The organism is Variovorax sp. CCNWLW235 (assembly GCF_037204085.1).
Taxonomy (GTDB): Bacteria; Pseudomonadota; Gammaproteobacteria; order Burkholderiales; family Burkholderiaceae_C; genus Variovorax.
The window spans coordinates 169,004-194,640 of the sequence record NZ_JBBCBW010000001.1 but is presented as its reverse complement, the minus strand read 5'-3'; the positions used below and the strand labels follow the sequence as shown (position 1 = coordinate 194,640).

General features: G+C 65.2%; 26 protein-coding genes. 13 read left to right on the top strand and 13 right to left on the bottom strand.

Features of this window, described 5'->3' with window-relative positions:
* Positions 1-290: 290 nt before the first annotated feature.
* The 6 genes from urtE to V9L21_RS00940 all read left to right on the top strand — a co-directional run bounded on the left by urtE (position 291) and on the right by V9L21_RS00940 (position 6,528).
* Positions 291-983, top strand: coding sequence for an urea ABC transporter ATP-binding subunit UrtE (gene urtE, locus V9L21_RS00965; protein ID WP_307699560.1), 693 nt, complete (start codon positions 291-293; stop codon positions 981-983).
* A gap of 134 nt (positions 984-1,117) precedes the next feature.
* Positions 1,118-2,374 (top strand): MFS transporter, encoded by a 1,257-nt coding sequence (locus V9L21_RS00960; RefSeq protein WP_337308363.1) that lies wholly within the window; start codon positions 1,118-1,120, stop codon positions 2,372-2,374.
* A gap of 88 nt (positions 2,375-2,462) precedes the next feature.
* On the top strand, positions 2,463-3,473 hold the full coding sequence (locus V9L21_RS00955; protein ID WP_337308361.1) for an aldo/keto reductase: 1,011 nt from the start codon (positions 2,463-2,465) through the stop codon (positions 3,471-3,473).
* Positions 3,474-3,510: 37 nt separating this feature from the next.
* Positions 3,511-4,449: a VTT domain-containing protein gene (locus V9L21_RS00950; protein ID WP_337308359.1), complete on the top strand. Its 939-nt coding sequence runs from the start codon at positions 3,511-3,513 to the stop codon at positions 4,447-4,449.
* Positions 4,450-4,509: 60 nt separating this feature from the next.
* Positions 4,510-5,874 (top strand): cache domain-containing protein, encoded by a 1,365-nt coding sequence (locus tag V9L21_RS00945; RefSeq protein ID WP_337308357.1) that lies wholly within the window; start codon positions 4,510-4,512, stop codon positions 5,872-5,874.
* A gap of 12 nt (positions 5,875-5,886) precedes the next feature.
* Positions 5,887-6,528, top strand: a complete 642-nt coding sequence (locus V9L21_RS00940) for a response regulator transcription factor (RefSeq protein ID WP_337308356.1) — start codon at positions 5,887-5,889, stop codon at positions 6,526-6,528.
* A gap of 10 nt (positions 6,529-6,538) precedes the next feature.
* On the opposite strand, the gene V9L21_RS00935 is transcribed toward V9L21_RS00940, so the two are convergent.
* From V9L21_RS00935 to V9L21_RS00910, 6 genes are all read right to left on the bottom strand, one after another.
* On the bottom strand, positions 6,539-7,666 hold the full coding sequence (locus V9L21_RS00935) for a sensor histidine kinase (RefSeq protein WP_337308355.1): 1,128 nt from the start codon (positions 7,664-7,666) through the stop codon (positions 6,539-6,541).
* Between the two features lie 88 nt (positions 7,667-7,754).
* Positions 7,755-10,139 (bottom strand): DNA polymerase II, encoded by a 2,385-nt coding sequence (locus tag V9L21_RS00930; RefSeq protein WP_337308353.1) that lies wholly within the window; start codon positions 10,137-10,139, stop codon positions 7,755-7,757.
* A 390-nt stretch (positions 10,140-10,529) separates the two neighbouring features.
* The gene (locus V9L21_RS00925; RefSeq protein ID WP_337308351.1) at positions 10,530-11,804 is read right to left on the bottom strand and encodes an acyl-CoA thioesterase/bile acid-CoA:amino acid N-acyltransferase family protein; all 1,275 of its coding nucleotides are present in this window, start codon (positions 11,802-11,804) and stop codon (positions 10,530-10,532) included.
* Between the two features lie 20 nt (positions 11,805-11,824).
* On the bottom strand, positions 11,825-12,235 hold the full coding sequence (locus V9L21_RS00920) for a hypothetical protein (RefSeq protein WP_337308349.1): 411 nt from the start codon (positions 12,233-12,235) through the stop codon (positions 11,825-11,827).
* 81 nt (positions 12,236-12,316) lie between these two features.
* Positions 12,317-12,547: a DUF7661 family protein gene (locus V9L21_RS00915; RefSeq protein ID WP_337308348.1), complete on the bottom strand. Its 231-nt coding sequence runs from the start codon at positions 12,545-12,547 to the stop codon at positions 12,317-12,319.
* A gap of 47 nt (positions 12,548-12,594) precedes the next feature.
* Positions 12,595-13,491 (bottom strand): LysR substrate-binding domain-containing protein, encoded by an 897-nt coding sequence (locus tag V9L21_RS00910; RefSeq protein WP_443304490.1) that lies wholly within the window; start codon positions 13,489-13,491, stop codon positions 12,595-12,597.
* A 103-nt stretch (positions 13,492-13,594) separates the two neighbouring features.
* On the opposite strand from V9L21_RS00910, the gene V9L21_RS00905 reads away from it, so the two are divergent.
* Genes V9L21_RS00905 through V9L21_RS00895 form a run of 3 tightly spaced genes read left to right on the top strand, consistent with a single transcriptional unit; the run spans position 13,595 to position 16,523 of the window.
* Positions 13,595-14,761 carry a mandelate racemase/muconate lactonizing enzyme family protein gene (locus V9L21_RS00905; protein ID WP_337308344.1) on the top strand — a complete coding sequence of 389 codons (1,167 nt, stop codon included), beginning with the start codon at positions 13,595-13,597 and terminating at the stop codon, positions 14,759-14,761.
* Positions 14,762-14,791: 30 nt separating this feature from the next.
* Positions 14,792-15,769 carry a tripartite tricarboxylate transporter substrate-binding protein gene (locus V9L21_RS00900; RefSeq protein WP_337308342.1) on the top strand — a complete coding sequence of 326 codons (978 nt, stop codon included), beginning with the start codon at positions 14,792-14,794 and terminating at the stop codon, positions 15,767-15,769.
* 19 nt (positions 15,770-15,788) lie between these two features.
* On the top strand, positions 15,789-16,523 hold the full coding sequence (locus V9L21_RS00895; protein WP_337308339.1) for an NADPH-dependent F420 reductase: 735 nt from the start codon (positions 15,789-15,791) through the stop codon (positions 16,521-16,523).
* A gap of 1 nt (position 16,524) precedes the next feature.
* Here V9L21_RS00895 and V9L21_RS00890 read toward each other — a convergent pair whose 3' ends face one another.
* Both V9L21_RS00890 and V9L21_RS00885 read right to left on the bottom strand, forming a co-directional pair.
* Complete coding sequence (locus V9L21_RS00890) at positions 16,525-17,733, bottom strand: L-dopachrome tautomerase-related protein (protein ID WP_337308337.1); 1,209 nt, start codon at positions 17,731-17,733, stop codon at positions 16,525-16,527.
* 15 nt (positions 17,734-17,748) lie between these two features.
* Entirely contained in the window at positions 17,749-18,168 is a 420-nt protein-coding gene (locus tag V9L21_RS00885; RefSeq protein WP_337308335.1) for an SDR family NAD(P)-dependent oxidoreductase, read from the bottom strand.
* Positions 18,169-18,297: 129 nt separating this feature from the next.
* On the opposite strand from V9L21_RS00885, the gene V9L21_RS00880 reads away from it, so the two are divergent.
* On the top strand, positions 18,298-19,200 hold the full coding sequence (locus tag V9L21_RS00880) for a LysR family transcriptional regulator (RefSeq protein WP_337308334.1): 903 nt from the start codon (positions 18,298-18,300) through the stop codon (positions 19,198-19,200).
* 18 nt (positions 19,201-19,218) lie between these two features.
* Here V9L21_RS00880 and V9L21_RS00875 read toward each other — a convergent pair whose 3' ends face one another.
* On the bottom strand, positions 19,219-20,235 hold the full coding sequence (locus tag V9L21_RS00875) for a Bug family tripartite tricarboxylate transporter substrate binding protein (protein WP_337308332.1): 1,017 nt from the start codon (positions 20,233-20,235) through the stop codon (positions 19,219-19,221).
* Positions 20,236-20,283: 48 nt separating this feature from the next.
* The gene (locus tag V9L21_RS00870) at positions 20,284-20,772 is read right to left on the bottom strand and encodes a DUF3237 domain-containing protein (protein WP_337308330.1); all 489 of its coding nucleotides are present in this window, start codon (positions 20,770-20,772) and stop codon (positions 20,284-20,286) included.
* Between the two features lie 71 nt (positions 20,773-20,843).
* Between V9L21_RS00870 and V9L21_RS00865 the strand changes: the two genes are divergently transcribed.
* Positions 20,844-21,650: a helix-turn-helix transcriptional regulator gene (locus tag V9L21_RS00865; RefSeq protein WP_337308328.1), complete on the top strand. Its 807-nt coding sequence runs from the start codon at positions 20,844-20,846 to the stop codon at positions 21,648-21,650.
* 14 nt (positions 21,651-21,664) lie between these two features.
* Here V9L21_RS00865 and V9L21_RS00860 read toward each other — a convergent pair whose 3' ends face one another.
* Positions 21,665-21,787, bottom strand: coding sequence for a hypothetical protein (locus V9L21_RS00860; RefSeq protein ID WP_337308327.1), 123 nt, complete (start codon positions 21,785-21,787; stop codon positions 21,665-21,667).
* Between the two features lie 18 nt (positions 21,788-21,805).
* A complete protein-coding gene (locus V9L21_RS00855; RefSeq protein ID WP_337308326.1) occupies positions 21,806-22,204 on the bottom strand; it encodes a VOC family protein in 399 nt (132 codons plus the stop codon).
* Between the two features lie 169 nt (positions 22,205-22,373).
* On the opposite strand from V9L21_RS00855, the gene V9L21_RS00850 reads away from it, so the two are divergent.
* The gene (locus V9L21_RS00850) at positions 22,374-23,003 is read left to right on the top strand and encodes a DUF938 domain-containing protein (RefSeq protein ID WP_337308325.1); all 630 of its coding nucleotides are present in this window, start codon (positions 22,374-22,376) and stop codon (positions 23,001-23,003) included.
* 60 nt (positions 23,004-23,063) lie between these two features.
* Positions 23,064-23,858, top strand: coding sequence for an SDR family NAD(P)-dependent oxidoreductase (locus V9L21_RS00845; RefSeq protein ID WP_337308324.1), 795 nt, complete (start codon positions 23,064-23,066; stop codon positions 23,856-23,858).
* Positions 23,859-23,871: 13 nt separating this feature from the next.
* Here V9L21_RS00845 and V9L21_RS00840 read toward each other — a convergent pair whose 3' ends face one another.
* Positions 23,872-25,440 carry a serine hydrolase domain-containing protein gene (locus tag V9L21_RS00840; protein WP_337308323.1) on the bottom strand — a complete coding sequence of 523 codons (1,569 nt, stop codon included), beginning with the start codon at positions 25,438-25,440 and terminating at the stop codon, positions 23,872-23,874.
* Between the last annotated feature and the right edge of the window lie 197 nt (positions 25,441-25,637).

Below are 25,637 nucleotides of genomic sequence, written 5' to 3'. Positions count from 1 at the left end.
TCCCTGACTTCCTCCCTCTCCCTCTGTGGGAGGGCTGGGGTGAGGGCAGACGGCCTCAACATCACGACCAGCGCCCGGTATGCGGCGCGGTGCGGGCGGCCCCTCTGTGCCGCCGAGGAGCGCAGCGTTTCGCGGATCAGGGCTCGCAGCTGTTTGAGCGAAGCGAGTTCTGCGAGACCCCGCGAAACGCGAGCACCACAGGGGAGCCCGAAGGGCCGGCATAGTGGGGCCGACCGCGCCGTGCCGCATACCGGGCGCCGCCAACAAAGACAAAGGAAGGCGTCAACAAAATGCTGACAGTAAAAAACATCCATCAGTACTACGGCGGCTCCCACATCCTGCGCGACGTGAGCTTCGAGGCCACGCTCGGCAAGGTCACGGTGCTGCTGGGCCGCAACGGCGTAGGCAAGACCACGCTGCTCAAGTCGCTGATGGGCCTGGTGCCCATCAAGAGCGGCAGCATCGAGCTCGAAGGCAAGCCGATCCACAAGGCCACGCCGTACGAACGGGCAAGGGCCGGCATCGGTTTCGTTCCCCAAGGCCGCGAAATTTTCGCGCGACTCACCGTCGAGGAAAACCTGCGCATGGGTCTGGCGTACAAGAGCGGCAGCACGCCCATTCCCGCGGAACTCTTCGAGCTGTTCCCCGTGCTCAAGCAGATGATCAACAGAAGAGGCGGCGATCTCTCGGGCGGCCAGCAGCAGCAGCTGGCCATCGCCCGCGCCCTCGCACCCAAGCCCAAGCTCCTGATCCTCGACGAGCCCACCGAAGGCATTCAGCCCAGCATCATCAAGGACATCGGCCGCGTCATCCGCATGCTGGCCGACCGGGGCGACATGGCCATCGTGCTGTGCGAGCAGTACTACGACTTTGCCCAGGAGCTGGCCGACGACTACCTTGTGATGGAACGCGGCGAGGTGATCGCGCGCGGCCTGGGCAAGGACATGGAAGCACAGGGCGTGCGGCAGCTCGTCGCCATTTGACCGCGCCGGGGCGGCATCAAGAAGGCCCATCCCGGTATCGGCCCCTCGCCATCTGCGTATCGGCAGCAATTCAGGGTTTACCCTAAAATCGGGCCTTGCCCGTCGCCGCCGGGCACCCTCCCAGGAGCCTGGCCTTGAACGCCTCCCCACCCGCGCCCGATGCCGGCGCGGACACCGACATTTCTTCTTCTTCGTCTGCACCGCCTCGGCCCGTCAACTTCTTGCGGGCCGTGCTCGCGCTCGGCGTCGGCGGCTTTGCCATTGGCACGGGTGAGTTCGTGATCATGGGCCTGCTGCCCGAGGTTGCACGCGACATCGACGTGACGATTCCGCAGGCGGGCCACGTCATCAGCGCCTATGCGCTCGGCGTGGTCATCGGCGCGCCCGTGCTCGCGGTGCTTGCCGCGGGCTGGCGCCGGCGCGCACTGCTGATTGCGCTCATGGCCATTTTTGCCGCCGGCAACTTTGCCAGCGCCATGGCGCCGGGCTACATGTCGCTCAACCTGCTGCGCTTTGCGACCGGCCTGCCGCATGGCACCTACTTTGGCGTTGCCGCGCTGGTGGCGGCCACGCTTGCGCCACCCGGACGGCGCGCGCGGGCCGTGGGCCTTGTCATGCTGGGGCTCACTGGCGCCACGCTTGTCGGCGTGCCGATTGCCGCCTGGCTCGGCCAACTGTTCGGCTGGCGCGCGGCCTTCGTGTTCGTCGGCGTCATCGCGCTCATTGCCGTGGCGCTGCTGCGGCGTGACATTCCCGATCTTGCGGCGCCCGCGGGTGCCAGCCCGTGGCGCGAGCTTGGCGCGCTCAAGCGCAAGCAGGTGTGGTTCACGCTTGGCATCGGCGCCATCGGCTTTGGCGGCATGTTCTCGGTGTTCAGCTACATCAAGCCCACGCTCATCGAAGTGGCTGGCTTGCCTTTGGGCGGCGTGCCCTTCGTGCTTGCGCTATTCGGCCTGGGCATGGTCACGGGCAACCTCGTCGGCTCGCGGCTGGCCGACAAGTCGCTCATGCGCACCATCGGTGGCCTGCTGGTGTATGCGGCACTGGTGCTCGCCATGTTCACGTTCGCGGCGCACAACGTCTTTACCGCTGCGTTCAACGTGTTTCTCATCGGCACCACCGTCGCCATCGGCCCGGCGCTGCAGATCCGCCTGATGGACGTGGCCGGCGACGCACAGACGCTTGCCGCCGCGCTCAACCACTCGGCCTTCAACATGGCCAACGCGCTCGGCGCGTGGCTCGGCGGCGTGGCCATTGCGGCGGGCCTGGGCTGGACCTCGACCGGGTGGGTCGGGGCGCTGCTGGCGCTGGCCGGCATCGGCATCTTCGGCTGGGCGGTGATGAGCGCGCGCGCCGGCGCGCGGCAGGGCGGCCGGCTCGAAGCCACCTGAAAAGCCGGGGCATGCAGGATTGCGCGGCCGTGTCTATGATGACCGCCGCCCTTCCACACCTCTCTCATCGCTTCGGATCGAGACCACCATGAGCATTCCCACCACCCGGCTCGGCCGCACGGGCCTGACCGTGTCGCGCCTTGCACTCGGTACCATGACCTTCGGCCTGCAGACCGACGAGGCCGTGTCGCACAGCATTCTCGACAAGGCCGCGGAAGGCGGCATCAACTTTCTGGATACGGCCGACGTGTACCCGCTGGGCGGCACCGTCGAGACCACGGGCCGCACCGAAGAGATCATCGGCCGCTGGCTGCAAAAGCAAGGCCCCTCCGGACGCCGCCGTTTCGTGGTGGCCACCAAGGCCGTCGGCAAGGTCGGCCCCAACAGCTGGGACCAGGGCGCATCGCGCAAGCACCTGCTCGACGCCATCGACGCTTCGCTCAAGCGGCTGCAGACCGACCACGTCGACCTGTACCAGCTGCACAGCGACGACCGCGAAACACCGCTCGAAGAGAGCCTGGAGGCGCTGGACGTCATCGTCAAGTCGGGCCGCGCGCGCTACATCGGCGTGTCCAACTTTCTGGCTTACCGGCTGGCCCGCGCGCTCGGCAAGGCCGAGCTGCACAAGCTCACGCGCTACGTGTCGGTGCAGCCGCGCTACAGCCTGCTGTTCCGCGAAATCGAACGCGAGCTGCTGCCGCTTGCAAACGAAGAAGGCCTGGGCGTGATTCCCTACAACCCGCTGGCCGGCGGCCTGCTCACCGGCAAGTACAAGCCCGGCGCCAAGCCCGAGGAAAACACCCGCTTCACCCTGGGCACCGCCGGTGGCATGTACCAGGACCGCTACTGGAACGAGCGCAGCTTCAACACCGTGACGCAGCTGCACAAGCTCGCCGATGAGGCTGGTGTGCCGCTGGCCACGCTGGCGGTCGCGTGGGTCATGGCCAACCCGCTCATCACCGCGCCGCTGCTGGGCGCCAGCCGGCCCGAACAGCTCGACGCCACGTTGGCAGCCGCCGAGTACAAGCTGGAGCCAGCCCTGAAGCAGAAGCTCGACGAGCTCACGGCTGAATACCGCAAGGGCGACGCGCCCCGCTAGGCCCTGAACGAGTGAACCCCCACCTCGCGCTGCTGCCATGGCACAGCTGATGTCGCTGCTGGTGCAAAACGCGATCGCGATCGTCTTCGCGGCGAGCTTTGCCGCGCGCCTCGGCTTGCCGGTGCCCGCCGCAGCCGTGCTGGTGGTTTCGGGCGCGCTGCTGGCGGCTGGCAATGTCTCGGTGGTGGGCGTGGTGCTGGCTGCGGTGCTGGCCAACCTGCTGGGCGACGGCGCGTGGTTCTATGCGGGGCGCCGCTTCGGCTACCGCTTCATGCGCCTTCTGTGCCGCATCTCGCTGTCGCCCGACTCATGCGTGCGGCGCGGCGAATCGCTCATCGGCCGATGGGGCGGCCTCTCGCTGGTGGCCGCCAAGTTCGTGCCCGGGGTCTCGGTGGTGGCGCCGCCAATGGCCGGCGCGCTGGGCATGTCGGTGTGGCGCTTCATCGGGTTCGACATTGGTGCCGCGCTGATCTGGACCGGCGTTTTCCTCGGGCTCGGCTGGGCCTTTCGCGAGCAGATCCAGGAGGTGCTGGCCATGCTGGCGCAGGCCGGCGGCATTGCAACGCTGGCGCTGGTGGTGGTGCTGGCCGTGATGCTGGTGGTGCGCTACTGGCGCCGCCGTGCGTTCATGCGGCTGACCGGCATGCCGCGCATCACCGTGGACGAGCTGCACGATCTGCTGGCCGGCGAGGCGCCGCCGCTGATCATCGACGTGCGCGGCGAGGCCGGCCTGCAGGTCGACCCGCGCCGCATTCCGGGTGCGCTGTCGTACACGCTCAAGGCGCTGCAGCAGCGGCACGGGGAACTGCCGCTGGTGGGCGGGCGCGACGTGGTGCTTTACTGCAATTGCCCCAACGAAGTGTCGGCCGCCCAAGCCGCCCGCGTGCTGCTGGCCCGCGGCGCGCGCCGTGCACTGCCGCTCACCGGCGGGCTCGACGCCTGGGTGGCCTCTGGCCGGCCCACCAGCCTGCACTGATCAGTCCAGCCGCGTCATCGGGCAGGACATTCCCCGTCCCGGTGGTAGTCTTGCCCCCCGATGAACCTCCGCACCAAGATCGTCGCGCTGGCCGTTGCACCGCTGCTCATCGCGCTGGTGCTGGTTGCCCTGGCGGTGCGCCACCAGGAGCATGACCTGGCGCGGCGAGAGCGTGCGCTCATCGAAAAAAGCTATATGGACCAGCGGCGCAGCGAACTGCGCAGCTATGTCGACCTGGCCGTGAGCATCGTGCGGCCGCTGTACGACGCGGGCCTGGACGACGAAGAAACCCGCAACGAAGCCCTGCGCCGCCTGGCCGCGCTCGACTACGGCGACGATGGCTACTTCTTCGTCTACGACATGCAGGGCCGCTCCCTCATGCATTCGCGCCAACCCGACCTCGTGGGCAAGAACCTCTGGGACATGCGCGACTCCCGCGGCCGCTTCACCATACAAGACCTGATTGCGGGGGCGCGCGCGGGCGGCGGCTATGTCGAATACGAATGGCGCAAACCCTCCAGCGAGCAGATGGCGCCCAAGCTCGGCTACGTCACGGCGCTGCCGCGCTGGAACTGGATGGTCGGCACCGGCCTGTACCTCGACGACATCGAAACCACCATGCAGGCGCTCGACCGGCAGATGAGCGCCAATGTCACCACCACGCTTCTCTGGATTGCCGGCATTGCCGCGCTGTGCCTGGGCGTGGTGAGCGCCACCGGGCTGCTGCTCAACCTCAGCGAACACCGCGTGGCCGAGGCCAAGCTGCGGCTGCTCGCGCGGCGCGTGGTGCAGTCGCAAGAAGAAGAGCGCGGCCACCTGGCGCGCGAGCTGCACGACGGCACCAGCCAGACGCTGGTGTCCGCCAAGCTGCTCATCGAATCCGCGGTAGACGCGCTCGACCGTGGAAGCCAGGCCGCACCGCCCGCACTGACCAAGGCGCTGCAAAGGCTTAACGATTCGCTGCTTGAAGTGCGCCGCATTTCACACCGCCTGCGGCCGGCGCTGCTCGACACCCTTGGCCTGCCCGCCGCGTTGCAACGCTTGGGCGACGAGTTTGCGGAAGAGGGCACCATCGATGCGTCCATCATGATCGAAGGCGAGGCCTTCGAGCTCTCGCAAGAAGCCAAGACCGCGCTCTTCCGCGTCACGCAAGAGGCGCTCACCAACGTGCGCAAACATGCAAAGGCGCACCGCGTGCACATCGCCCTCGGCTTCTCGGACGAAGACGGTGTGCGGCTCGAGATTGGCGACGACGGCGAGGGCTTTGATGTAGACGCCATGCAGCTGGACCCGCGCCGCGGCATCGGCCTGCGCAACATGCGTGAGCGCATGGAGTCGATCGGCGGGCGGCTCAGCGTGCGGTCCGGCGAAGGCGGAACAACCATCGTGGCCGAAGTGCCGACCCAGAGTGCCAAGCCTGACTAGCCGAATCACGCGATGAACGACGCCGCCCGAACCATTCGCCTCTTTCTGGTCGACGACCACCCGCTGGTGCGCGACGGCCTGCGCGCGCGGCTCGGCTCCATGCCCAACCTCGAGATCGTCGGCGAGGCGGGCAGCGCAGCCGAGGCGCTTGCGCTTGTCGACGAGCTGCGCCCCGACCTGCTGCTGATGGATGTCGGCATGAAAGACATGAACGGCATCGACCTGGCCGCGCTCGTGCTGCAACGCCAGCCCGCGCCGCACGTGGTGATGCTCAGCATGTACGACAACCCCGAGTACGTGCAGAAGGCCTTGCAGGTGGGCGCGCGCGGCTACGTGCTGAAAGACGCGCCCGCTGCCGAAATCGTTGCCGCCATAGAGGCCGTGTCGGCTGGCGGCACCTTCCTGAGCCCGGCCGTTTCAAAAAAGCTGTTTCGCAACCAGGCACCCAAGCCGCTGCTCACGCCGCGCGAGAGCGAAATACTCACCGCGCTGGGCAGGGGCGAATCGAGCAAGCAGATTGCGCGCGACCTCGGGCTCAGCGTTCGCACCGTGGAGGCGCACCGGCAGAGCATCAAGAGGCGGCTGGGCATCGAGGGGCAGGCTGAACTGATCAAGTACGCGGTGGAGCATGCGCGGGAGTTCGGGGGCGGGTGAGCCGTCGGGCCTAGGCAGTCGGCAATGCGTTCGCCTCGACCCGGGGCAGTTCGAGCTCGAAGCTCGTGCCCGCCGGCGAGCTCACGCATCGCACCTGTCCGCCATGCGCGGCAACGATCTGCTGCACGATGAAGAGCCCAAGCCCAAGATTTGTCCGGTTGCCGGCGGCGTCAGCTGTAGAACCTCGCTCGAGGGCCTTGAACAACTTCGGAATTTCGGCGGAAGGAATCTCCTGACCCGTATTCGCCACCTTCAGCAAGACGGCATCCACGCCGCCCGTCAATGTCACCGAAATAGGTCCGGCATCGCCGTAGGTCGCCGCGTTGTTGACCAGGTTTCCCAATGCTTCGCGCACGGCTGAGGCGTCGAACAATCCTTCTGTATCCGCCTCTGCCGAAAAATCGATGTGCGCGTCGGGAAGTGCGGCGCGCAACAGTTCGACTTCTGCGGCACATTGTTCGCCCAGGTTGGTGAGCTCCCGGTGAATCTTCATGCCTCCACCCAGCGCTGACCTGTTGTACTGCAGCAAAGTGTCCAGGAGCGACGCCATTCGCCGGCCGCTGCGTATCAGCACACCCACCTCGGACATCGGCGATTCTTTGGTCTTCCTCGAAATGAGTTCTGCGGTGAGAAGAATCGCATTCAGCGGGCCGCGCAAGTCATGCCCGAGTACACCCAGGAATACATTCCTGAGCTGATCGGTTTCCTCGGAAAAGAACTCGACGGACTCCGCCACGGCCTGGTCGATGGCCTCGTTGAACCGTATGACATCGACCACAGAAACCGCAACAGGCTCCTTTTCTGCCCACAGCCTGAGCACACCCGCTCTGAGGGCGCGGTACTCGGCGACGAGTTGGGTCATCTGAAGGCCGCTTCTCGCTCTTTGGCGCCCATGGGTTTGAGCAGCGGAATCTTCGGTGCCCGAAAGGGCCGCCCCTTGGCCCAGGGACTTGGCATGCGCTTCGTTGGACGACTGGCTGTTCTCCAGGTCGAGCACGATCGCCTCGAGAATCTTGGGGATGTGGTCCCTGAGGGTCAGCTCCGATTCATGTGCAAGGGGCGCCAGCGTACGCGCGTACCGTGCCGCCTCGGCGACGATCGTCTCGCTATGGATGTTGATGAACTCAGCCAGACGCATAGGTGCCTTCGAGAGCAGTGACAAGGTAGATGACCGAAAGCGAGGAGACCGTGCCGCATTCTGCCTGCATTCGCCACTTCGACCTCGGCTAGAAAAGCCCGCGCTGTGAAGTCGTCAAAGCCATGAAGCTCTCTCCGATGGGCTGGAGAATGGCATCGGCAATCGGCTGGAGCTGCCGGGTCAGGTAGTGTTCGTAGTCGATGCGCGAATGGCGGGTTTCCAGCGGCTCCGGTCCGTTCTGCGTCATGACGTATTGGATCCAGCCGCCTTTCTGGTATTGCTTGGGCCGGCCGATCCGACCGTTGTGCTCGTCGGCAATGCGAGCGGCCCGCACCTGCGGCGGCACGTTGACCAGGTAGGCGTCGAGCCGATGGCGCAGGCGCTTGCGGTAGATGAGCAGGTCGTCCTTGGCTCCGGCCAGTGTCGACCTCGCATAGTCGGTCACGAACTCCCTGTAGGGCTCGCCCTGAAAAATGCGTGAAAGCAGGCCCTCCTGGAACTGCCGCGCCAACGGGGTCCAGTCGCTGCGCGCCATCTCCAGGCCGCGGTACACCATCTCCTCCTTGCCCGCGGCATCGACACTGAGGCCCGCGTAGCGCTTCTTGCTGCCGACCTCCGAGCCGCGAATGGTGGGCATGAAGAACTTCTTGTAGTGGGTGTCGACCTCGATCTCGAGAAAGCTCTCCAGGCCCTGCTCGTCGCGGAGGGTATGTGTCCACCAGCTGTTGATGTCGGCCGCCAGGCTTGCCGCAACGGCGTGCGCCTCCTCGTTGGTGTGGGTGCGCTTGAGCCAGATGAAGATGGAGTCGGTGTCGCCATAGATGGCCTCATACCCCCGCTTCTCCACAAACTCGCGCGTGAGCTTCATCATCTCGTGCCCGCGCAGGGTGACGGCGGACACCAGCTCGGGGTTGAAGAAGCGGCACTCGGCCGCGCCCAGCACGCCGGCGAAGGAGTTCATGAGCAGCTTCAGCGCTTGCGACAGCGGCTCGTTCTTCGCCCGCTTGGCCTCATCCCGGGCGCGCCAGAGTGTGGTCACGATGGCGGGCAGGCAGTGCCTTTCGCGCGAAAAGACGGTCCCCTTCGGGCCCCTGACGCACAGGGTCGGGTCGCCGGCGTTCGAGCCCGCGACCAGCCCCACCGGATCGACCAGAAAGGTCCTGATGATGGACGGATAAAGGCTCTTGTAGTCCAGCACCACAACGGAGTCGTAGAAGCCCGGTTTCGAGTCCATCACGTACCCGCCCGGATAGGCTTTGCTCGCAATTTCGCCCACATTCGGCGCCACGTAACCCAGGCGGTGCATCCGCGGCATGTAGTGGTGGCTGAATGCGGCAATGGAGCCGCCGAAGTGGTCGGCCTGCAGGCCCGTGGTCTGGGCTCGCTCCATCACGAACTGCAGCAGCTTGGCCTTGTCGAAGATCCGCAGCACCAGCTCGCAGTCGCGGATGTTGTAGAGCGCGAGCGCGGGTTTGTCTTCCTGGTATCGCCGCTCGATCTCCGCCATCTTGTCGTATTCGTCGCCGATGGCCTTGCCCTCGCCGAGCATCGCTTGCGAGACGGTCTCGAGGCTGAACGACGGAAAGCTCCACACCGCGGCCTTGAGTGCGTCAATGCCGTCGATGACGATTCGGCCCGGCGTAGGCGCAAACAGATAGCCCTGCTTGCCCGGATGGGTTCGCCATTCGATCGGGCGGCGCTCCCGTCCCAGGAGGAGCTGTACGCCGCAGTCGTTGGCGGTCTTCTGGAGCACGCGCAGGTCGAACTGGATGACGTTCCAGCCGATGATGACGTCAGGGTCGTTCCGCTCGAACCAGTCGTTGAGCTTTTCGAGCATGGCCTTGCGGGAAGCGCAATAGATCAGCGAAAAGGCCATGGGCTCGTCAGACCCGGCTGCCGGCGCTGGCGGCGGCTCGCCCAGCATGAAGACGACGCGCTCCGGCGTGCCGTCCAGCGCAATGGAATAGAGCGCTTCGTTCTGGCTCGTTTCGATGTCCAGCGACACGACCTTCAGCACGGGCCGGTATTCGGGCGCGGGCTTCAGTTTGCAGTCGACGATGGTGGCGAGCTCTGTCCGCCCACCTTCCACCCGCACGCCGGCGGTGATGAAGCGTTCCATCAGGTAGCGGTCGTGCGGGCGCACGTCGGCCTCGAGCAAGGAAATGCCCTGGGCCTGTAGGGCGCGCGCCAGCCGGCCAAGCTGGCGAAAGTGCTTCGCATACACACCGAGGACAGGTTCCTGATGGAATGTCTTCAGTTCAAGCTCACGCAACTGCACGTCCGGCGCGGCCGTGAGGTGGGCTTCCACCGCCGTCCGGTGCCGGCTGGCGACGAACGCGACGCTGCGGCGTGAGGTCAGCACCACTTTTCTCGGCCCTGCATCGGTTGCCAGCCAGTACTCGATCTCTGTACCGGCGGGCGCGTCACGCCAGTGGCGGGTAAGGATGAAGCCCTGGAGTTCGGTTGATGTCACGGGAGCCTGAAGAACCGCGGAAAACTGGGGGAGCGGAAGGGTGGACTTGGCACAGGAGATTTTCGCCCGGCACCGTCAGAATCGGTCGCTCGCAAGAGCGCTGCCACCATCGCAGCTCCGCTTTCTACACGAGTTCCAAGAGGATCATCGCGAAAGCTGCTGGGCCGCGGGATATCGTGTGCCCTCTCGAATGAGGCAGCGGAGCCGGCGTCAAGCCATCGGCCGCAGTAGGTTCAACACGCCCTCCTCTTCCGCGAAGGCAGCGACTTCAAGCGGCCAAGTCACGGGGAGGCCAAGATGAACGCTGAACAGCTCGTAGAGCGGCGCAGCGTCGCCAGTGCGAACCACCACATGGTCAATCCCCCGGATGAGTGCTTCGTCATTTGTGGCCTAGTGGTCCACGAGGGCACTGCGCAGGAACGCGAGCATTCTTGGCCATGAGTCCTCTCGTGCATGCGCGGTCCCTTCAGCCGTTCCACCCATGTCCATCTCTTCGCCGGACACCGGATGCTTCGACTTGAGCATCGTTGTCGGGCCGTTTGGCCAAGCGATGCTGTGTCCCGCACCCGCGTACGCAAGGTGCTCCACGCGATGGCGAAAGCCTTGTTGCTTGAAGCGCTCCACAGCAAACTCTGTCAATTCGGTCGACGGCCAAAGCTTGTCGTCGATGCCGGTAATCATGAGGACGGGCCCATTGATCTTTTCTACGCGGATGGAAGCCCTGTTCGCGTATGCAGCATCTCTCAAAGGGATGAAATACCAGTCGAAGCTGTCCTTTCGTGCATCGCCGGCGGCCAGTGCTTGGTCCCATTGCTCATGGGTAAGCGTTCGGGCATAAGGAATCTCTTCGCCGTTCTGCGTCCACGCGCCGTATCCGCTTTCGGGGTACGCCGGCCAAAGGATGCCGCTGGGAACGTAGGCGACCACCGCCCGAATTTCGGGGTAGGTGGCACCTAGAAGCAACGCAAGCTCTCCGCCCCGCGAAACACCCAAGACGCCGATGTTGTTCGCGGCGACGCTCGTCTGGGCCGATAGCCACTCCAGTGCCGTGCCAAAGTATTCAAGCGGGATGCGGTCGAGCGTCAGCGGCAAACCTTCTGCAGCGAAATACGCCAACGCGAGCGCCGCATACCCGTGGGACGCCAGCAATGCCGCCACCTCCTGGGACCAGGCCAGCCCACCGTTGGAACCGCCGACTACAAGCACAGCCCGGTGCGGACCGGGTTGGGCGGGCTCGTACATCTTGCCGAAAAGCCCGCGCACTCGCACATCTCGCGACACCACGCCGGGACCGACATAGACGCGCCGAATGGGACAGGAGATAGTCGATGCGACGCCGCTTTCTCGTTCCGCAACCAGCGTCGAGACCAGAGGGTCACTGCTCGTGCGCGCGAAGCCCTTGGCAGTGTCTCCGTCCACCGGCGCCCGAGACCAGAAGAGCCCCATGGCATCCACACCTTCGTATGACCCCGAAATCGGCGCATGACTGCCGAGGTCCACAACGCCGTTGGCGTCAGCCTTGAAAGCGGCACTCGACAAGAGAACAACATCGCTGAAGCTGCTCCAGAGCTTCAAGGTGACTACCTCTCCGGGGCGAAGGTCCAAAACGCGAATTGCAAGCGTCTCATCAACGAGACAGACCTGGGGAATGGTGTCGAATTTCATCGGCCAAGAAGGAAGAAATCCTATTGCGTATGGACTCTAAATCCCAGATAAAGGAAAAAAGCGACGACAGCGCCGATGATTGCGAGCCCCGTCGGCCACGAAATGTCGGTGTCGCTATGAGCGCGAGGCGGAACACCACCCAACCGGGCCAGCGTTGCTCGTCGCTGGTCCGGTGTATCGACGATGAACTTGACGATGCCTGCGATGCCGCACAGGGCAACGGCCGCCCCGAGGATCATCCATCCCCAAACCTCCGTAGCGAACGTGATGGGAAAAGCCCCGTCAGCAGTCGCAATAAAAGGTTCGCTTCCCTTGCGCGAGACGACAACTTGTCCGGCACGCCATGCCTTGAATCCGTGCAGAAAGGCGAAGGCTCCCACGGAGAGAATCGCTGCGATCAAGAAAAAGAACTTGAGGATTCGCAAAATCATGCTTTGGTGCTCGGCTTCGGAACGAAGCGCGGATGGCTGTTCTTGGCCAATGTAGCTGGTTCCGGGCGTGGGCCAGCGGCGCTAGGCGTCGCGGCGGGGCTCGATCTCGAAGACATCGCCGTTCGTGGGCGTCGCCGACTCATGGTAGATGTCGTAGAGATACTGCGCCAGCTCGGCGTGAGGCACATCGGACGGAATCGCGAGTCCTGCCGGGCGACGCTTGCCATCGTCCCCTGAAAGGTGAGCGGCCCATGCGTCACCGACTCGCTCGATGGCAATGATTCGCCCGAAAACGTTGAAGCGGTATCGCATAGAGCATCCATTCTCAACAATCTCGGTCAACGACTGCGACTGGCTGCTCACTTGATCGCAGCACTCCAGAATTCATTCGCCGCCTTCCCCAGGAGCTCGCTGTCCCGATAGAGCCTGATCTCCAGCGGTACGGCCCACTCGCTGCTCGCTGCGGCGACAAGGCGCCCTTGGCCGATGTCTTCTTCCACAAGGGTCTGCGGCAGCCATGCGATGCCCCTGCCGTCCAGCGCCATCGTCCTGAGCACCGAGGCCAGGTGGGCTGTGAAAACGACCTGGACATTGAGCGACTCCAGCCGCCGGCTCACCAAGGCACGCATGATGCGCCCCAGCCCCGATTCCTCGCTGTAAAAGAGCACCGGCACCGCCGATGCGCCCTTGCGTGAAAGCTGGTGCAGCGGCTTGCCGGCGCCATTGGGTGCGCACACTGCGACCAGCATGTCCCCGCCGATCCGGGCTGATTTGTATGTGTCTGCATCGAGCGCGCCATGCGCATCGGGATGTGCGTGGCTCAGAACGAACTGGACCTTGCTTTGCAGCATCAGCGATTCGCAACGCTGAAGCACGTCAGACATGAGCTGCACCGGTCCGAGCGTGATGCTCGATTCGAGGCTGCGAATCCATCGCGGCAGGAAGGTCATGGAAAGCGCATGCGTGCACGCAATGCGCAGGGTGACCGAACTCGCCTCCGCAACCTTCCTGGCATCGCCCGGTACGCGGGCCACCCTTGCGATCAATTCCTGCGCCACGCCGGCAAACCACTCGCCAACTTCGGTGAGCGTGGCGGGCTGCGTGCTGCGGTCGAACAGGTCGGCGCCGATCCACTCTTCCAGCGCACGAATGCGGCGGCTGAATGCGGGCTGGGAGCTGTGGCGCTCATCTGCCGCACGCGAGAAATTTCCGGTTGCCGCCAACGCCAGGAAGTCGTCAAGCCAGATCAGGTTCATGTCCGGTTCGTCCAGCGCATAGAAGTTGAGAAATTGAACATTGGCAGAAAAAGACGGCACGGCCGACCATTCAGTCTCCCACTCACCCGTTCTGGAGACAACCGTGAAGATCGTCGAAATCCGCGAGAAGACCATCCCTATCAGCTCGCCCATTCGCAACGCCTACATCGACTTTAGCAAGATGACGCTGAGCCTTGTCGCGGTGATCACCGACGTGATCCGCGATGGCAAGCCAGTCGTCGGCTATGGCTTCAACTCGAACGGCCGCTACGGCCAGGGCAAGCTGATGCGCGAGCGGTTCATTCCGCGCATCATGGAAGCGAACCCGTCGTCTCTTGTCGACGACAGCGGCAACAACCTCGATCCGCACAAGATCTGGAACACCATGTTCACCAATGAGAAGCCGGGCGGCCATGGCGAGCGCTCGGTGGCCATCGGCACCATCGACATGGCAGTGTGGGACGCGGTGGCCAAGATCGAAGGCAAGCCGCTGTTTCAGTTGCTGGCCGACCGCTACGGCGACGGCAAGCCCAATCGCAAGATCTTCGTCTACGCAGCGGGCGGCTACTACTACCCGGGGCAAGACCATGGAAAGCTGAAGGACGAGATGCGCAGCTACATCGACCGCGGCTACACGGTCGTGAAGAAGAAGATCGGCGGGGCCTCGCTCGACGAAGACCTGCGCCGCATCGACTCGATCATGGAGGTGCTGCAAGACGGCCAGAAGCTCTGCGTCGACGCCAACGGCCGCTTCGACCTGGAAACCGCGATTGCCTATGCCAAGGCCCTGTCGCAGTACGACCTGTTCTGGTACGAGGAGCCGGGCGATCCGCTGGACTTCGAACTGCAAGCGGCTCTCCGCAATTTCTACAAGAACCCGATGGCCACGGGGGAAGACCTTTTCTCGATGCAGGATGCGCGCAACCTGATCCGCTACGGCGGCATGCGCCCGGACCGCGATTGGCTGCAGTTCGACTGCGCGCTCAGCTACGGCCTGGTCGAGTACCTGCGCACGCTGGAGATGTTGAAGGAACATGGCTGGTCGGCCAGCCGCTGCATTCCGCACGGCGGTCACCAGATGTCGCTGAACATTGCGGCCGGCCTTGGCCTCGGCGGCAACGAGTCGTATCCTGACCTGTTCCAGCCGTTCGGCGGGTTCCCGGATGGCGTGAAGGTCGAGAACAGCTTCGTGAGCCTGCCTGACTTGCCGGGGATCGGCTTCGAGGGCAAAGCCGATCTGTACCGGGAGATGCAAGCGCTTTCAGCCTGAGGCAAATAACCCACCCAAGGAGACAACACCATGAAAAGCATTTGGCGCTACGCCGCCGGCATTGGCCTGTTCGCTTCGGCTGCGTTGGCCTCTGCAGATTTTCCGGACAAGCCGGTCACGCTGGTGGTCCCGTTCGCAGCCGGCGGCCCGAGCGACAAGATCGCCCGCGATCTGGCCGAAGCACTGCGCAAGCCGCTCGGCCAGACCGTGGTCGTCGAAAACGCTGCCGGTGCGGGCGGCACCATCGGCTCGGCCAAGGTGGCGCGCGCCACGCCGGACGGCTACACGCTGCTGGTGCATCACATCGGCATGGCAACCGCGCCCGCGTTGTATCGCAAGCTCGCTTACAAGGTGCCCGATGACTTCGAAATGCTGGGCGTGATCAACGAAGCGCCTTCGGTGGTGATCGGCAAGCCGACCCTGGAAGCCAACAACTTCGCGGACCTGCGCAAGTGGATTGCCGCGAACGGCGGAAAGGTCAACCTGGCCCATGCGGGGCTGGGCTCCGCGTCGCACTTGTGCGGCTTGATGTTCCAAAGCGCCTTGAAGACCACCATGACGGCCGTGCCCTACAAGGGAACCGCGCCGGCCATGACGGACCTCATCGGCGGGCAGGTCGATCTCATGTGCGAGCAGGCCACCAACGCCGTTCCGCAGATCGAGGGCAAGAAGGTCAAGGTCTACGGCGTAACAAGCCTCAAGCGCCTGCCGCTGCCATCGCTCAAGGACACCGCCACGCTGTCGGAGTCCGGCCTCAAGGACTTCGACGTGCAGGTCTGGCACGGCTTGTATGCGCCCAAGGGAACGCCGCCCGCGGTGCTGGACAAGCTGAACGCGGCGCTTCGCGTCGCCTTGAAGGACGCGGAACTCATCAAGCGTGAAGAGGCGCTGGGCCTTACCGTGGTGAATGACGACCGCCTGGCCCCGGCCGGCCACAGGAAGTTCGTGGAAGCCGAGAAGGCCCGCTGGGCGAAGGTCATCAAGGACGCCGGCGAATACGCCGACTGAGTGCGAGGAGAGAAAGAGCATGAAGATCGGAATCATCGGCGCCGGCAATATCGGCGCGTGCCTCGCCCGCAAGCTCGCAGCCAGCGGCCATGATGTCAGGCTTGCCAACTCGAAGGGGCCGCAAACCATCCGGGACCTCGCCGCCGAAGTCGGTGCCACGCCCGTGACCAAGGAAAAAGCGGTGGCAGATGCCGAGGTCGTCATCCTTGCGATTCCGTTTGCCAGCCATCGAGACCTCGCGAGCTTGTTCGAGAAAGTGGCGCCCGAGGTCGTGGTCATCGATACGTCCAATTACTACCCGTCTCGCGATGGCGCAATTGCCGAGGTGGACGCCGGAAAGCCTGAAAGCGTCTGGAGCCAGGAACAGATCGGACGTCCCGTGGTGAAAGCATGGAACGCCGTTCTGGCTGCGACCTTGGAAGCAGGGGGAAGGCCTGCAGGTACACCCGGTCGTCTTGCGATCCCCGTGGCTGGAGACGATGCGAAGGCAGCGGCGACAGCCCGCCAACTGGTCGATCAAACGGGGTTTGACGCGCTGGACGCCGGGGGCCTCGAGGACTCTTGGCGCCAGCAGCCGGGGACGCCCGCGTACTGCACCGAGTTGACGATCGGTGATTTGAAAGTGGCGGTCGAAGCAGCGCAAAAGGAGCGCGCGCCCCGCAATCGGGATGCCTTGATGAAGGAGTTTGCATCAGCAGGCGGCGCACTGACGCACGCGCAAATCGTGGCGCGAAACCGCAGTGCTACCGCATAGATCAGCGCGGCCGTGCCTTCCTCCCGTCGATCCGCAAGCGCCACAGCTCATATCGCTCCTCTCCGCTTTTCACCGCCCCCGCGAAATGATCGTTCAAGGCACTCGAGGTGAAGACCAGGTCGCCGTCCGGATGGATTGCGGCGGTGTCGGGCCAGCGCACGCCTTCATCGGACGCGATCAGCGACATCGACTTCGTGCGAGGGTCGTACTTCACGATGCCGTTGCGCGTAACGTCCGTGATGTAGAGCCCGCCCGCCGAATCCGTCACGATCCCGTCGGTGTTGCCGCCTACGCTGCCTAGATCGCGGATCGCCGCTGCAATCTGGTCGTCGCTCGCATCGGCGTTGCGCAGAATCGCCGTCGGAAGTGCGCGGGCGCGCGTGCCCGTCGTCACTGTCCAGTAGAGCGTGCGGCCATCGGGCGACAGCGCAATGCCGTTGACGCCGAGCAGCAGCGGATTGCCCGGCCAAACCTCGGCGCCGTGAGCAACCACCTTCACGCCGGGCTCGACCTGCAGGTTCGGGTTCCTGTCCAGCACGCGCCTCGCCTTGCCTGAGGCGAAGTCCACCACGATCAAGCCCACCATGTTGTTGGGGGCGCTGCGCATGCCGCTGTCGGAGATGTAGGCCACGCGGCGCTGCTCGTCGACGGCAATGTCGTTGAGAAAGCTGCCCTTGCGGTCGGCCGCGCCGTCCAGCCCGATGCGCTTCACCGTGCGGCCCGACTTCAGGTCGAGCACAAGCACCTTCTGGGCACCCGGCGGTGCTTCGGATTCACCGGCCACAAAGCCCAGGTCGAGCGCCCACAGCCATCCGTTCTTGCGGTCGACATGAAAGCCGAGCACGTTGCGCAAGCTCTGGTCCGGCGCGCCGTTCACGGCGTTGCCTTCTTTCGAAGGAAATGCCGTCAGCCGCGCCGGGCCGGCTTGCACGCGGGTGTCCAGCTTGCTGAGGGTTGCCGGTGCGCCGGCAGACACCAGGCGCGGCGTGCTGACGTAGGCAGTGCCTTGTGCGTCGAAGTGCAAGCCCGCAATGGGTGCATTGACCGACGATTCGAAAGGCGCCGGATCGGCGCCGTCCTTCGGCACCTCCCAGCTCACGCCGGCGTAGCTGCGCCAGCGTTCGAGGGGTGCGGTGTCGGCGGCAGAGGCCGCGGTGGACGCGGTGGAAAGTGCGAAGGCGGCTGCCAGCACGATGAGCGGAGACGACATGGTGCAATCTCCGGATCAGAGAATGGAGCGGAAGGAGCCGCCCTCGACGCGCACCGCGGCGCCGTTGGACGCTGCGCCCAGCGGGCTGGCCAGAAGCGCCACCATGGCCGCTATTTCGTCGGCCTCGATCATCCGGGCGATGAGCGAGCTGGGCCGGTAGGTCTGGAAGAAGTGCGCTTCGATGTCCGTGTCCGGCTGTGCTTCGATCAGCCGTGCCGCGCCCTCTGCGCTGCTCTGGTCGGCGACCACGGCGGTTAGCCGGCTGCCCGGCGCCGCGGCTGCAATCCGCTGCACTGCGGCGTCCAGCTTGTCGCCGCCGCGCCCGGTAATGGTGACCGACACGCCCTCGCGCGCGAGCGTGGTCGCAATGGCCAGGCCAATGCCGGCCGTTGCTCCGGTGACTATGGCGGTCTTGCCGCTGAGTTGCAGATCCATGATGTGTGTGTTCCTTGATGCCTTGTTTCAGGGCTCGGGCCGTGGCCCAAGTCATGGTTCGACTGTATTGATGGCTGCACAGGCGATAAACTGGGCTCCAAGGAAAACATTTGTTCTTCAGGAGTCAAGATGGGGCGGCGATTCGATCACCTGGGAGATGTGGAAACCTTCGTCACAGTGGTCGAGAAGGGCTCCATGACCGCCGCTGCCGTGGCGCTGGCCACCACGCCGTCGGTGCTCAGTCGCGCCATTACCCGGCTCGAAACGCGGCTTGGCGTGCAGCTGCTGCGCCGCACGACACGGCGCCTGGGCCTGACCGAAGAAGGGCGCACCTACCTCGAACAGTCGCGCGCGGCTTTCGCGCTGATCGACGACGCCGAGCGGGCGATGCAGGGCCCGGGCGATGCGCTGGTGGGCAGCGTGCGCCTGAGCGTGCCCACCACCTACGGCCACCACCGGCTGCCGGCGCTGCTGCTGCGGTTTTCTGCGCGGCATCCGCAAGTGCGCGTCGAACTGAACATCACCAACCGCAACGTAGACCTGGTGGCCGAGGGCTACGACCTCGCGATCCGGCTGGGCCAGTTGCCCGACAGCGGCATGGTCGCCCGCAAGCTCGAAGACGCGCCGATGTGCCTGATCGCGGCGCCGGCCTACATCGAGCGCGCAGGCGCGCCGGGCAGCGTGGCCGAACTCGCGCACCACAGCTGCCTGCCTTTCGTGATGCCAAGCACCGGCCGTGTGTCGCCCTGGCTGCTGCGTGAGGATGGACGCGACCTCGACTGGCTGCCGCACGGCAGCCTGCAGGTGTCGGACGATGTGCTGGGTGTGGTCTCGCTGGCCCTGAACGGCCTGGGCATTTGCCAGACCTATGACTTCATCGCACGAGACCTCGTGGCGCAGGGCCGGGCGGTCGAGGTGCTCGCACAGTCACGCGGGCGCACACGGCCGTTCTCGGTGATCTATGCGCCGCACCGCCGGCTCTCGTCCGCGTCGCGTGCGCTGATCGACTTTCTGGCCGAGAAGCAAACGTGATGCGAGCCTCCACTCGGCTCAATCCGCCTTGAAGCCTGTCGCGGCGACCACCTTGCCCCAGCTTGCCGTGTCCGCGGCGATCACGCGGGCGAACTCCTGCGACGTGGTGCCCGTGACGCTGAAGCCCGCATCCTCCAGCTTGGCCTTGCCTTCGGCCGACTGAACGGCTTTGCGGATGTCGGCCTCGAGCCGCGCGATGATCTCGGGCGGCGTCCTGGCCGGCGCGACGACGCCGAACCAAGAGTTGAAAGCCAGCTGCGGAAAGCCTTGCTCGCGGAAGGTCGGAACGTCGGGCAGGCTGGCGCTGCGCGTATCGCCGCTGGAGGCCAGTGCCAACAGCTTGCCGGCCTTCACGTTGGCTGCCGACAGGCCCACGCTCGCGAAGGCACCCGACACATCGCCGCTGAACAGGCCGCCCAGCGCATCACCCGTGGTCTTGTAGTGCACCGGCTCCGGCTTGACGCCGATGGCGTCGCCGAAGAGAAAGGCGCCGAAGTGGCCTGGCGTGCCTGCGCCGAAGGTGCCCATGAACAGGCCCTTCTGTGCGCGGCTCCATTCCACGAACTGCTTTACGTCGCGCGCCGGCACCTTGGCCGGGTTGACCACCAGCATGAAGTTGGAGGTAACCACCTGGCTCACGGGCACGAAGTCTTTCTTCGCGTCGTAGGAGAGCTTGCTGTAGCTGCTGGGCGCAATGGCCAGCTGGCCGGTTTCGCCGAGCATGAGCGTGTAGCCGTCGGGCTGTGCGCGGGCCACTTCAGAGGCGGCGATCAGCCCGCCGGCGCCCGGCTTGTTGTCGACGATGACGCCGAGGTTTCCCCATCCCTCGGACAGCTTCTGGGCCAGAAGCCGCGCCACGATGTCCGGACCGCTGCCGGCCGGAAAGCCGACAACAAGGCGCACCGGCCGCTGGGGATAAACGGCCGTTGTCTGGGCGGCCGCCTGCGACACCCAGCACATGCCTGCGAGCCCAATCAACGTGGTGGCGGCGATGAGCGCGCGGCGGCGCGCGCCCGCGGGAAGGGCGGTTGTCATTCAGGTCTCCTGTCGGTATTGAAATTGGGACGTGGCCGGCGCGTGGAATTACTGAAGCGCGAAGAAGCGCATGACGACCTGGGCCGGGTGGCGCACGCCGACCCCGACGAACATCCGCTCGGTGATCCAGCGCAGCGACTCGCTGCGCGTTTCGAACGAGGGCGCACAGCGGAAATAGACCTGCGACGGGGCCACAGGGTCGCCGCGCAGCAGTTGCGCCATCACCTCGGCCGGCGCAGTGCGCATCGCGCGGTTGCGCACGTAGATGCGGTCTCCGGCATCCGTCTCCAGGCCGTACCGCGCGTCGAGCTCCGAGACCGTGTCGCTCGCGATGCGCTGAAAATCGGCACCGCCTGGCAGCACTCGTCCCGTCCAGCCCTCGCCCTTGGCATGGCCACCCAGAATGGGCACCACGCGGCGCAGCCCCTGGGCACCTTCGCTGAGCACCATCGGCTCGCCCACGTCGACGGATATGTCGGCAAACCAGGTGAGCCGGGGTGCGGCAAGCGGATCGTTTTGCTGAAGAATGGAAGCCATGCCCTAGCGTAAGTCCGGTGGCCGGGCGGCGCTGTCATCCTGGAAGATGACGGGATTCCCCGTATTGCCCCATGCGCACCTGGATTCCCGATCTGCCCGCCGAACCTGTCGGAGCGCCGCTGTTGCAGTGCCTGCCGATGGTGGTGCCTGCGGTGGGCGAGCCGGGGTTCGGCGCCTGCCTTCTCGAGGCGACGGCGTCGGCACTGCCGGTGGGCTCGTTTTCGGTCTACCGCACGGGGGCGCGGCCGTCGATCTTTCTGAGCGGCAGCCGGGGCATGCCCGACACCACCCAGGACTGTTGGCGCGCCTACCTTTCAGGCCCCATTCGAAGCGACCGTACCTTGCGCGAAGCGAGCGCTCCGCAACTGCGCGTGTGCCACATCACCGCGCCGGAGGTGCCTGCGGAACATCGTGCCAAGGTGTACGAAGCCCATGGGGTGGTGGAGCGCGTGTCGGTGGTCGAGGAGGAGCCCGCGGCTTGCGGCGATGCGTTGTTTGCAGTCAATTTCTATCGGCACACTCACCAGCGTCCGCTCAGCGATGCGCAGCTGGCCGACTTTGGCGTTGCCGGGCGCCTGCTCATGGCGCTCACGCGCAAGCACATCGCCCTGACACGCGTCGACGTGAGCGGCGCGGCCGACGAACTCAGGGCGCGGCTGGTGGCCCGTTGTCCGGCCCTTACGACGCAGGAGCTGAACGTGTGCCTCCGGCTGCTGCGCGGCATGACGCAGGAGGGCATCGCATCGGATATGGGCGTTGCGCTGCCAACGGTCAAGACCTATCGCAACCGGGCTTTCGGCAGGCTCGGAATCCACTTTCGCAGCGAGCTGTTCGCGCTCATGCTGCAGGAGCGCGGGGCAGGCAAAGTGGGGGGTTGATCGCCTGCTTGTTTTTAAGGCAGGGGATCCGAAGCGCCGGTGCGCGCCATCTCGAAGCTCTGGCCACCGGCCGGCACGGCCGTGGTGCCGATCTCAGGGCGCGAGACCAGGGACCTGACCGAGACGTGCTTCGTCACGACCAGCTGTGACGAAGGCTAGGAACGCACCCGGTGAATGGCACACAGCTTGTTTCCATCGGGGTCGCGCACGTAGGCAAGGTAATAGCGGCCCAGCGCCTCGTCACGCAAACCCGGCGGATCTTCGATCGATACGCCGCCATGCGCCACCGCGGCGTCATGGAACTCTTTCACCAGCTCGGGGGTCGCGCATTTGAAGCCGATGATTCCTCCGTTTGCGCACGTGGCAGGCTGGTTGTCGATGGGCTCGCTGATTCCGAGCGTATTTCCGTCGTGCCGGTAGAACAGGCGAACATGGCCCGTCGCCGCAACGTTGCGGACAGGCCCGCCTTCCGCGCCGATCACGCGAAGAACCGCATCGTAGAAGCGTTGAGAGCGCTCGATGTCGTTGCTGCCGATCATGATGTGATTGAACATTGGTATCTCCTTTTATGCTTTTGGACGATGTGACAAGGCAGCGAGTTTAGGCACGCATTGAAGGCGCGCAAGGCGCCAAGTCGCTCAAATTCAGTGCCGATCCGCTCACACCGTCGAGCGAGCCTCGTCCTGATACCCTTCAGATCATTCCATCCGCGCCGATTCCAGAATGCCCGATTTACCCCACAGCCCAGCCGCCGACCGCAACAAGCAGCCCATCCTCGAGGCATTGGCACGCATCCTCGGCGAGCGCGGCGCCGCGCTGGAAATCGCATCCGGCACCGGCCAGCATGCCGCCTGGTTTGCGGCGGCAATGCCTCAGTGGACATGGCAGCCTACCGACGCGGATGCCCGCATGCTCCCCGCTCTTGAGAGGCGCGTCGAAGCAGCCGCGCTGCCCAATCTCCGGCCGCCGCTCCTGCTCGACGTGATGGCGCCGCAATGGCTACCGCAAGGCGCTGCGCTCGTCCAAGGCGAAGAAGAAACGAAGTTCGACGCAATCTACTGCGCCAACATGCTCCACATCGCGCCATGGGCCGCATGCGCCGCGTTGATGCAAGGGGCCGCGCAGCATCTGCTGCCCGGCGGGTTGCTGATCACTTACGGGCCTTACTTCGAAGAAGACGCCGCACCCGCGCCCAGCAACCTGGCGTTCGACGAAGACTTGCGTTCACGCAACCCTGCCTGGGGCATTCGCCGCCTGAAAGACGTGGCGGCAGAAGCGCGCGCAGCTGGCCTCTCGTTGCGTGAACGCCGTGCAATGCCTGCGAACAACCTGCTGTTGGTGTTCGGTCGCTGACTACTGGCCCACGGGGCGCACAATTCCGCCTGCACCACTCCGCTCACGCTAGAAACTTCCATGACCGATCTCCTCGCTTCGTCTCGTGTCGCTGTCGTCACCGGAGGTGCACGCGGCATCGGCCTGGCCATCGGCCGATGGTTTCTGGCGCATGGCTACAACGTGGCGCTGCTCGACATCGATGCCCCCACGCTCGATCAGGCGGTGGCCGATCTGGCTCAACCCGAGAGGGTGCTCGGCCTGCACTGCGACGTCTCGAATCCGTCGCAGGTCACCATTGCCGCCAAGGCCGTGGTCGAGCGCTTCGGCCATGTCGATGCGCTGGTCAACAACGCGGGCGTGGCGGTGTTCAAGCCGGTGCTCCAGACGTCGTTCGAAGAGTGGCGCACGGTGCTCGGCACCAACCTCGACGGCGCATTCCTGTGCACTCAGGCCTTCGGCGCGCTGATGGTGGCGCGCGGGCGTGGCGCGGTGGTCAACGTCGCCTCCATTTCCGGCCTGCGCGCGAGCACGCTGCGGGTTGCCTATGGCACCAGCAAGGCGGCGCTCATCCACCTGACCAAGCAGCATGCGGTCGAACTCGGCAACGCCGGCGTGCGCGTGAACGTGATCGCCCCGGGGCCGGTCGAAACCGAAATGGCCAAGCTCGTGCACACCGTGGCAATCCGCTCCGACTACTACGACACCATTCCGCTGGGCCGCTACGGCACGACCGAAGAAATGGCCAACACGGTGGGCTTTCTGTGCAGCGACGAGGCCAGCTTCATCAACGGCCAGGTGCTTGCGGTGGACGGCGGCTTCGATGCCGCAGGCGTGGGCTTGCCCACCTTGCGCAAGGGCGCGCCCGCGTCCTGATTGCTTGCCGCTGTCAGCGCACGCGCGGCACCGCGGCGGTCAGCAGCGCAAGCGCCTTGTTCAGCGTTGAGGTTGCGAACCACTGGCCCTTGGAATGCCCGATCCGCACGACGATGAGATCGTGCGAAGGAATCACCAGCACGAACTGGCCTCCCGCGCCAAGCATGTAGTAGGCCGACGTCGGCGCGGCCAGCGAACTCATGCCGTTGATCCAGAAGAAGCCGCCGTAGATGGGGCGCTTGTCCGCGGCCCACGCCGGTGCAACGCTGCTCACGAAGTTGACGAAGCCTTCGGGAAGGATGCGCTCGCCGTTCCACACGCCGTCCTGCAGGTAGAGGTTGCCGAGGCGGGCCCAATCGCGTGCCGACATGAAGTCGTAGCCCTGCGTGAGAAAGTTGCCGTAGGGGTCGGTCTCGATCACCATCGAGCGAATGCCGATCTTGTCGAACAGTGCGCGCTGCGGAAACGAGAGGTACTCCTCGCCGCGCTTTTCCACCGCAAGCCGCACCAGGTAGTTGGCAAGCACGGGGTCGGTGTTGCGGTAGCGGCCCACCGCACCGGGCGGCCATTGCTGCGGCCGCGTGGCGGCGTAGTTGAAGGCGTTGATCCGGCCCGTGTAGTAGTAGGTGTGATCGGGATAGGTGCCGTTGGGGTCAAAGTCCGGGTCGTCGGGCGCCTTGATGCGCAGCCCGCTCGACATCTGCAGGATGTCGGAAATCTTGATCTGCTGGCGGCCGTCGCCGGCTCCTTGCCATTCGGGAATCGGTGCCTGCTGGTCGAGCTTGTACACCCCCTGGTTGATGAGTACGCCCATCATGGTGGCGACGACGCTCTTGCCCATCGACCATGATTCGAGCGGCGTCGTCGGGCCGATGCCGTTCATGTAGCGCTCCGCAACGATGCGCCCCTTGTGCGTGACCACGAAAGCCGCCGTGTAGGCCTCCGGCACCCCGAATGCCGCCTCGACCGCCTCGTTCACCTTCGCCATGTTGACTTCCGCGGGTGGCGGGTCGCCGGGGAGCACGTCGCCCATTGGCCAGGGTTGCGTCGCAGGGTCGGGCAGGGTGGTCTTGACCTCGACGGGCGTGAAGAAAACGCCGTCGCTGCCTGCCGGCAGCGTGACGCAGCCCTGCGAGCCAAGGTAGCGCGCCACGAGCGTCGGGCCGTTGGGAATCGAGATGCGGACCTCCTTCTTCACGCGGTCGACCACGGGCTGGCCGACGTTCTTGCGCTGCTCATAGGGGGCCACGAAGTAGCCGAGGCTCTCGGCGGCAACGTCGATGTCGATGCCCGTGATGAACACGGCGGAACACATCGTCTTGGCATAGCCGGAGGTGTGGTGCTCCAGCACGTTGCCGGGCGGAGGCACATAGGGCGTGTTCAGTTCGAGCGCCCGTGCCCGGGCAATGAGCGCTTCGCGTTCGGGCAGCTGGGCCGTGGTGGGCGGAGGAGCCGCCGGAACACCGATCACTCCGCCGCCTCCACCCCCGCCGCCGCCACCACCACCGCACGAGGCCAGCAGGGCTGCCAGGCTCAGGGCCGCGGCGGTTGTGGCAAGGGAGCGGCGGATCGGGCAATGCATTGGCGGTCCTTGGGTAGCTTCGCGATGGGAGCGGTGGGTGTTTGCCGTGCGCAAACTTCAACACCGGCGGGATTGTGTGTGAATCCCATGCGGCCGCCTAGCTCTTTTCAGGGAAGCGCGGACGATGTAGCTCCAAGGTTCTCATCTGTTCCGCAAGGCGCATCAACACGCCTTCTCTATGACGCGTGTTTGGAGAG

Bases quoted from the DNA above. Each gene is read 5' to 3' on its own strand.
- urtE (WP_307699560.1), top strand. From the start codon at position 291: ATGCTGACAGTAAAAAACATCCATCAGTACTACGGCGGCTCCCACATC.
- V9L21_RS00955 (WP_337308361.1), top strand. From the start codon at position 2,463: ATGAGCATTCCCACCACCCGGCTCGGCCGCACGGGCCTGACCGTGTCG.
- V9L21_RS00950 (WP_337308359.1), top strand. From the start codon at position 3,511: ATGGCACAGCTGATGTCGCTGCTGGTGCAAAACGCGATCGCGATCGTC.
- V9L21_RS00945 (WP_337308357.1), top strand. From the start codon at position 4,510: ATGAACCTCCGCACCAAGATCGTCGCGCTGGCCGTTGCACCGCTGCTC.
- V9L21_RS00940 (WP_337308356.1), top strand. From the start codon at position 5,887: ATGAACGACGCCGCCCGAACCATTCGCCTCTTTCTGGTCGACGACCAC.
- V9L21_RS00935 (WP_337308355.1), bottom strand. From the start codon at position 7,666: ATGCGTCTGGCTGAGTTCATCAACATCCATAGCGAGACGATCGTCGCC.
- V9L21_RS00925 (WP_337308351.1), bottom strand. From the start codon at position 11,804: ATGAAATTCGACACCATTCCCCAGGTCTGTCTCGTTGATGAGACGCTT.
- V9L21_RS00920 (WP_337308349.1), bottom strand. From the start codon at position 12,235: ATGATTTTGCGAATCCTCAAGTTCTTTTTCTTGATCGCAGCGATTCTC.
- V9L21_RS00915 (WP_337308348.1), bottom strand. From the start codon at position 12,547: ATGCGATACCGCTTCAACGTTTTCGGGCGAATCATTGCCATCGAGCGA.
- V9L21_RS00910 (WP_443304490.1), bottom strand. From the start codon at position 13,491: ATGAACCTGATCTGGCTTGACGACTTCCTGGCGTTGGCGGCAACCGGA.
- V9L21_RS00900 (WP_337308342.1), top strand. From the start codon at position 14,792: ATGAAAAGCATTTGGCGCTACGCCGCCGGCATTGGCCTGTTCGCTTCG.
- V9L21_RS00895 (WP_337308339.1), top strand. From the start codon at position 15,789: ATGAAGATCGGAATCATCGGCGCCGGCAATATCGGCGCGTGCCTCGCC.
- V9L21_RS00890 (WP_337308337.1), bottom strand. From the start codon at position 17,733: ATGTCGTCTCCGCTCATCGTGCTGGCAGCCGCCTTCGCACTTTCCACC.
- V9L21_RS00885 (WP_337308335.1), bottom strand. From the start codon at position 18,168: ATGGATCTGCAACTCAGCGGCAAGACCGCCATAGTCACCGGAGCAACG.
- V9L21_RS00880 (WP_337308334.1), top strand. From the start codon at position 18,298: ATGGGGCGGCGATTCGATCACCTGGGAGATGTGGAAACCTTCGTCACA.
- V9L21_RS00875 (WP_337308332.1), bottom strand. From the start codon at position 20,235: ATGACAACCGCCCTTCCCGCGGGCGCGCGCCGCCGCGCGCTCATCGCC.
- V9L21_RS00870 (WP_337308330.1), bottom strand. From the start codon at position 20,772: ATGGCTTCCATTCTTCAGCAAAACGATCCGCTTGCCGCACCCCGGCTC.
- V9L21_RS00865 (WP_337308328.1), top strand. From the start codon at position 20,844: ATGCGCACCTGGATTCCCGATCTGCCCGCCGAACCTGTCGGAGCGCCG.
- V9L21_RS00855 (WP_337308326.1), bottom strand. From the start codon at position 22,204: ATGTTCAATCACATCATGATCGGCAGCAACGACATCGAGCGCTCTCAA.
- V9L21_RS00850 (WP_337308325.1), top strand. From the start codon at position 22,374: ATGCCCGATTTACCCCACAGCCCAGCCGCCGACCGCAACAAGCAGCCC.
- V9L21_RS00845 (WP_337308324.1), top strand. From the start codon at position 23,064: ATGACCGATCTCCTCGCTTCGTCTCGTGTCGCTGTCGTCACCGGAGGT.
- V9L21_RS00840 (WP_337308323.1), bottom strand. From the start codon at position 25,440: ATGCATTGCCCGATCCGCCGCTCCCTTGCCACAACCGCCGCGGCCCTG.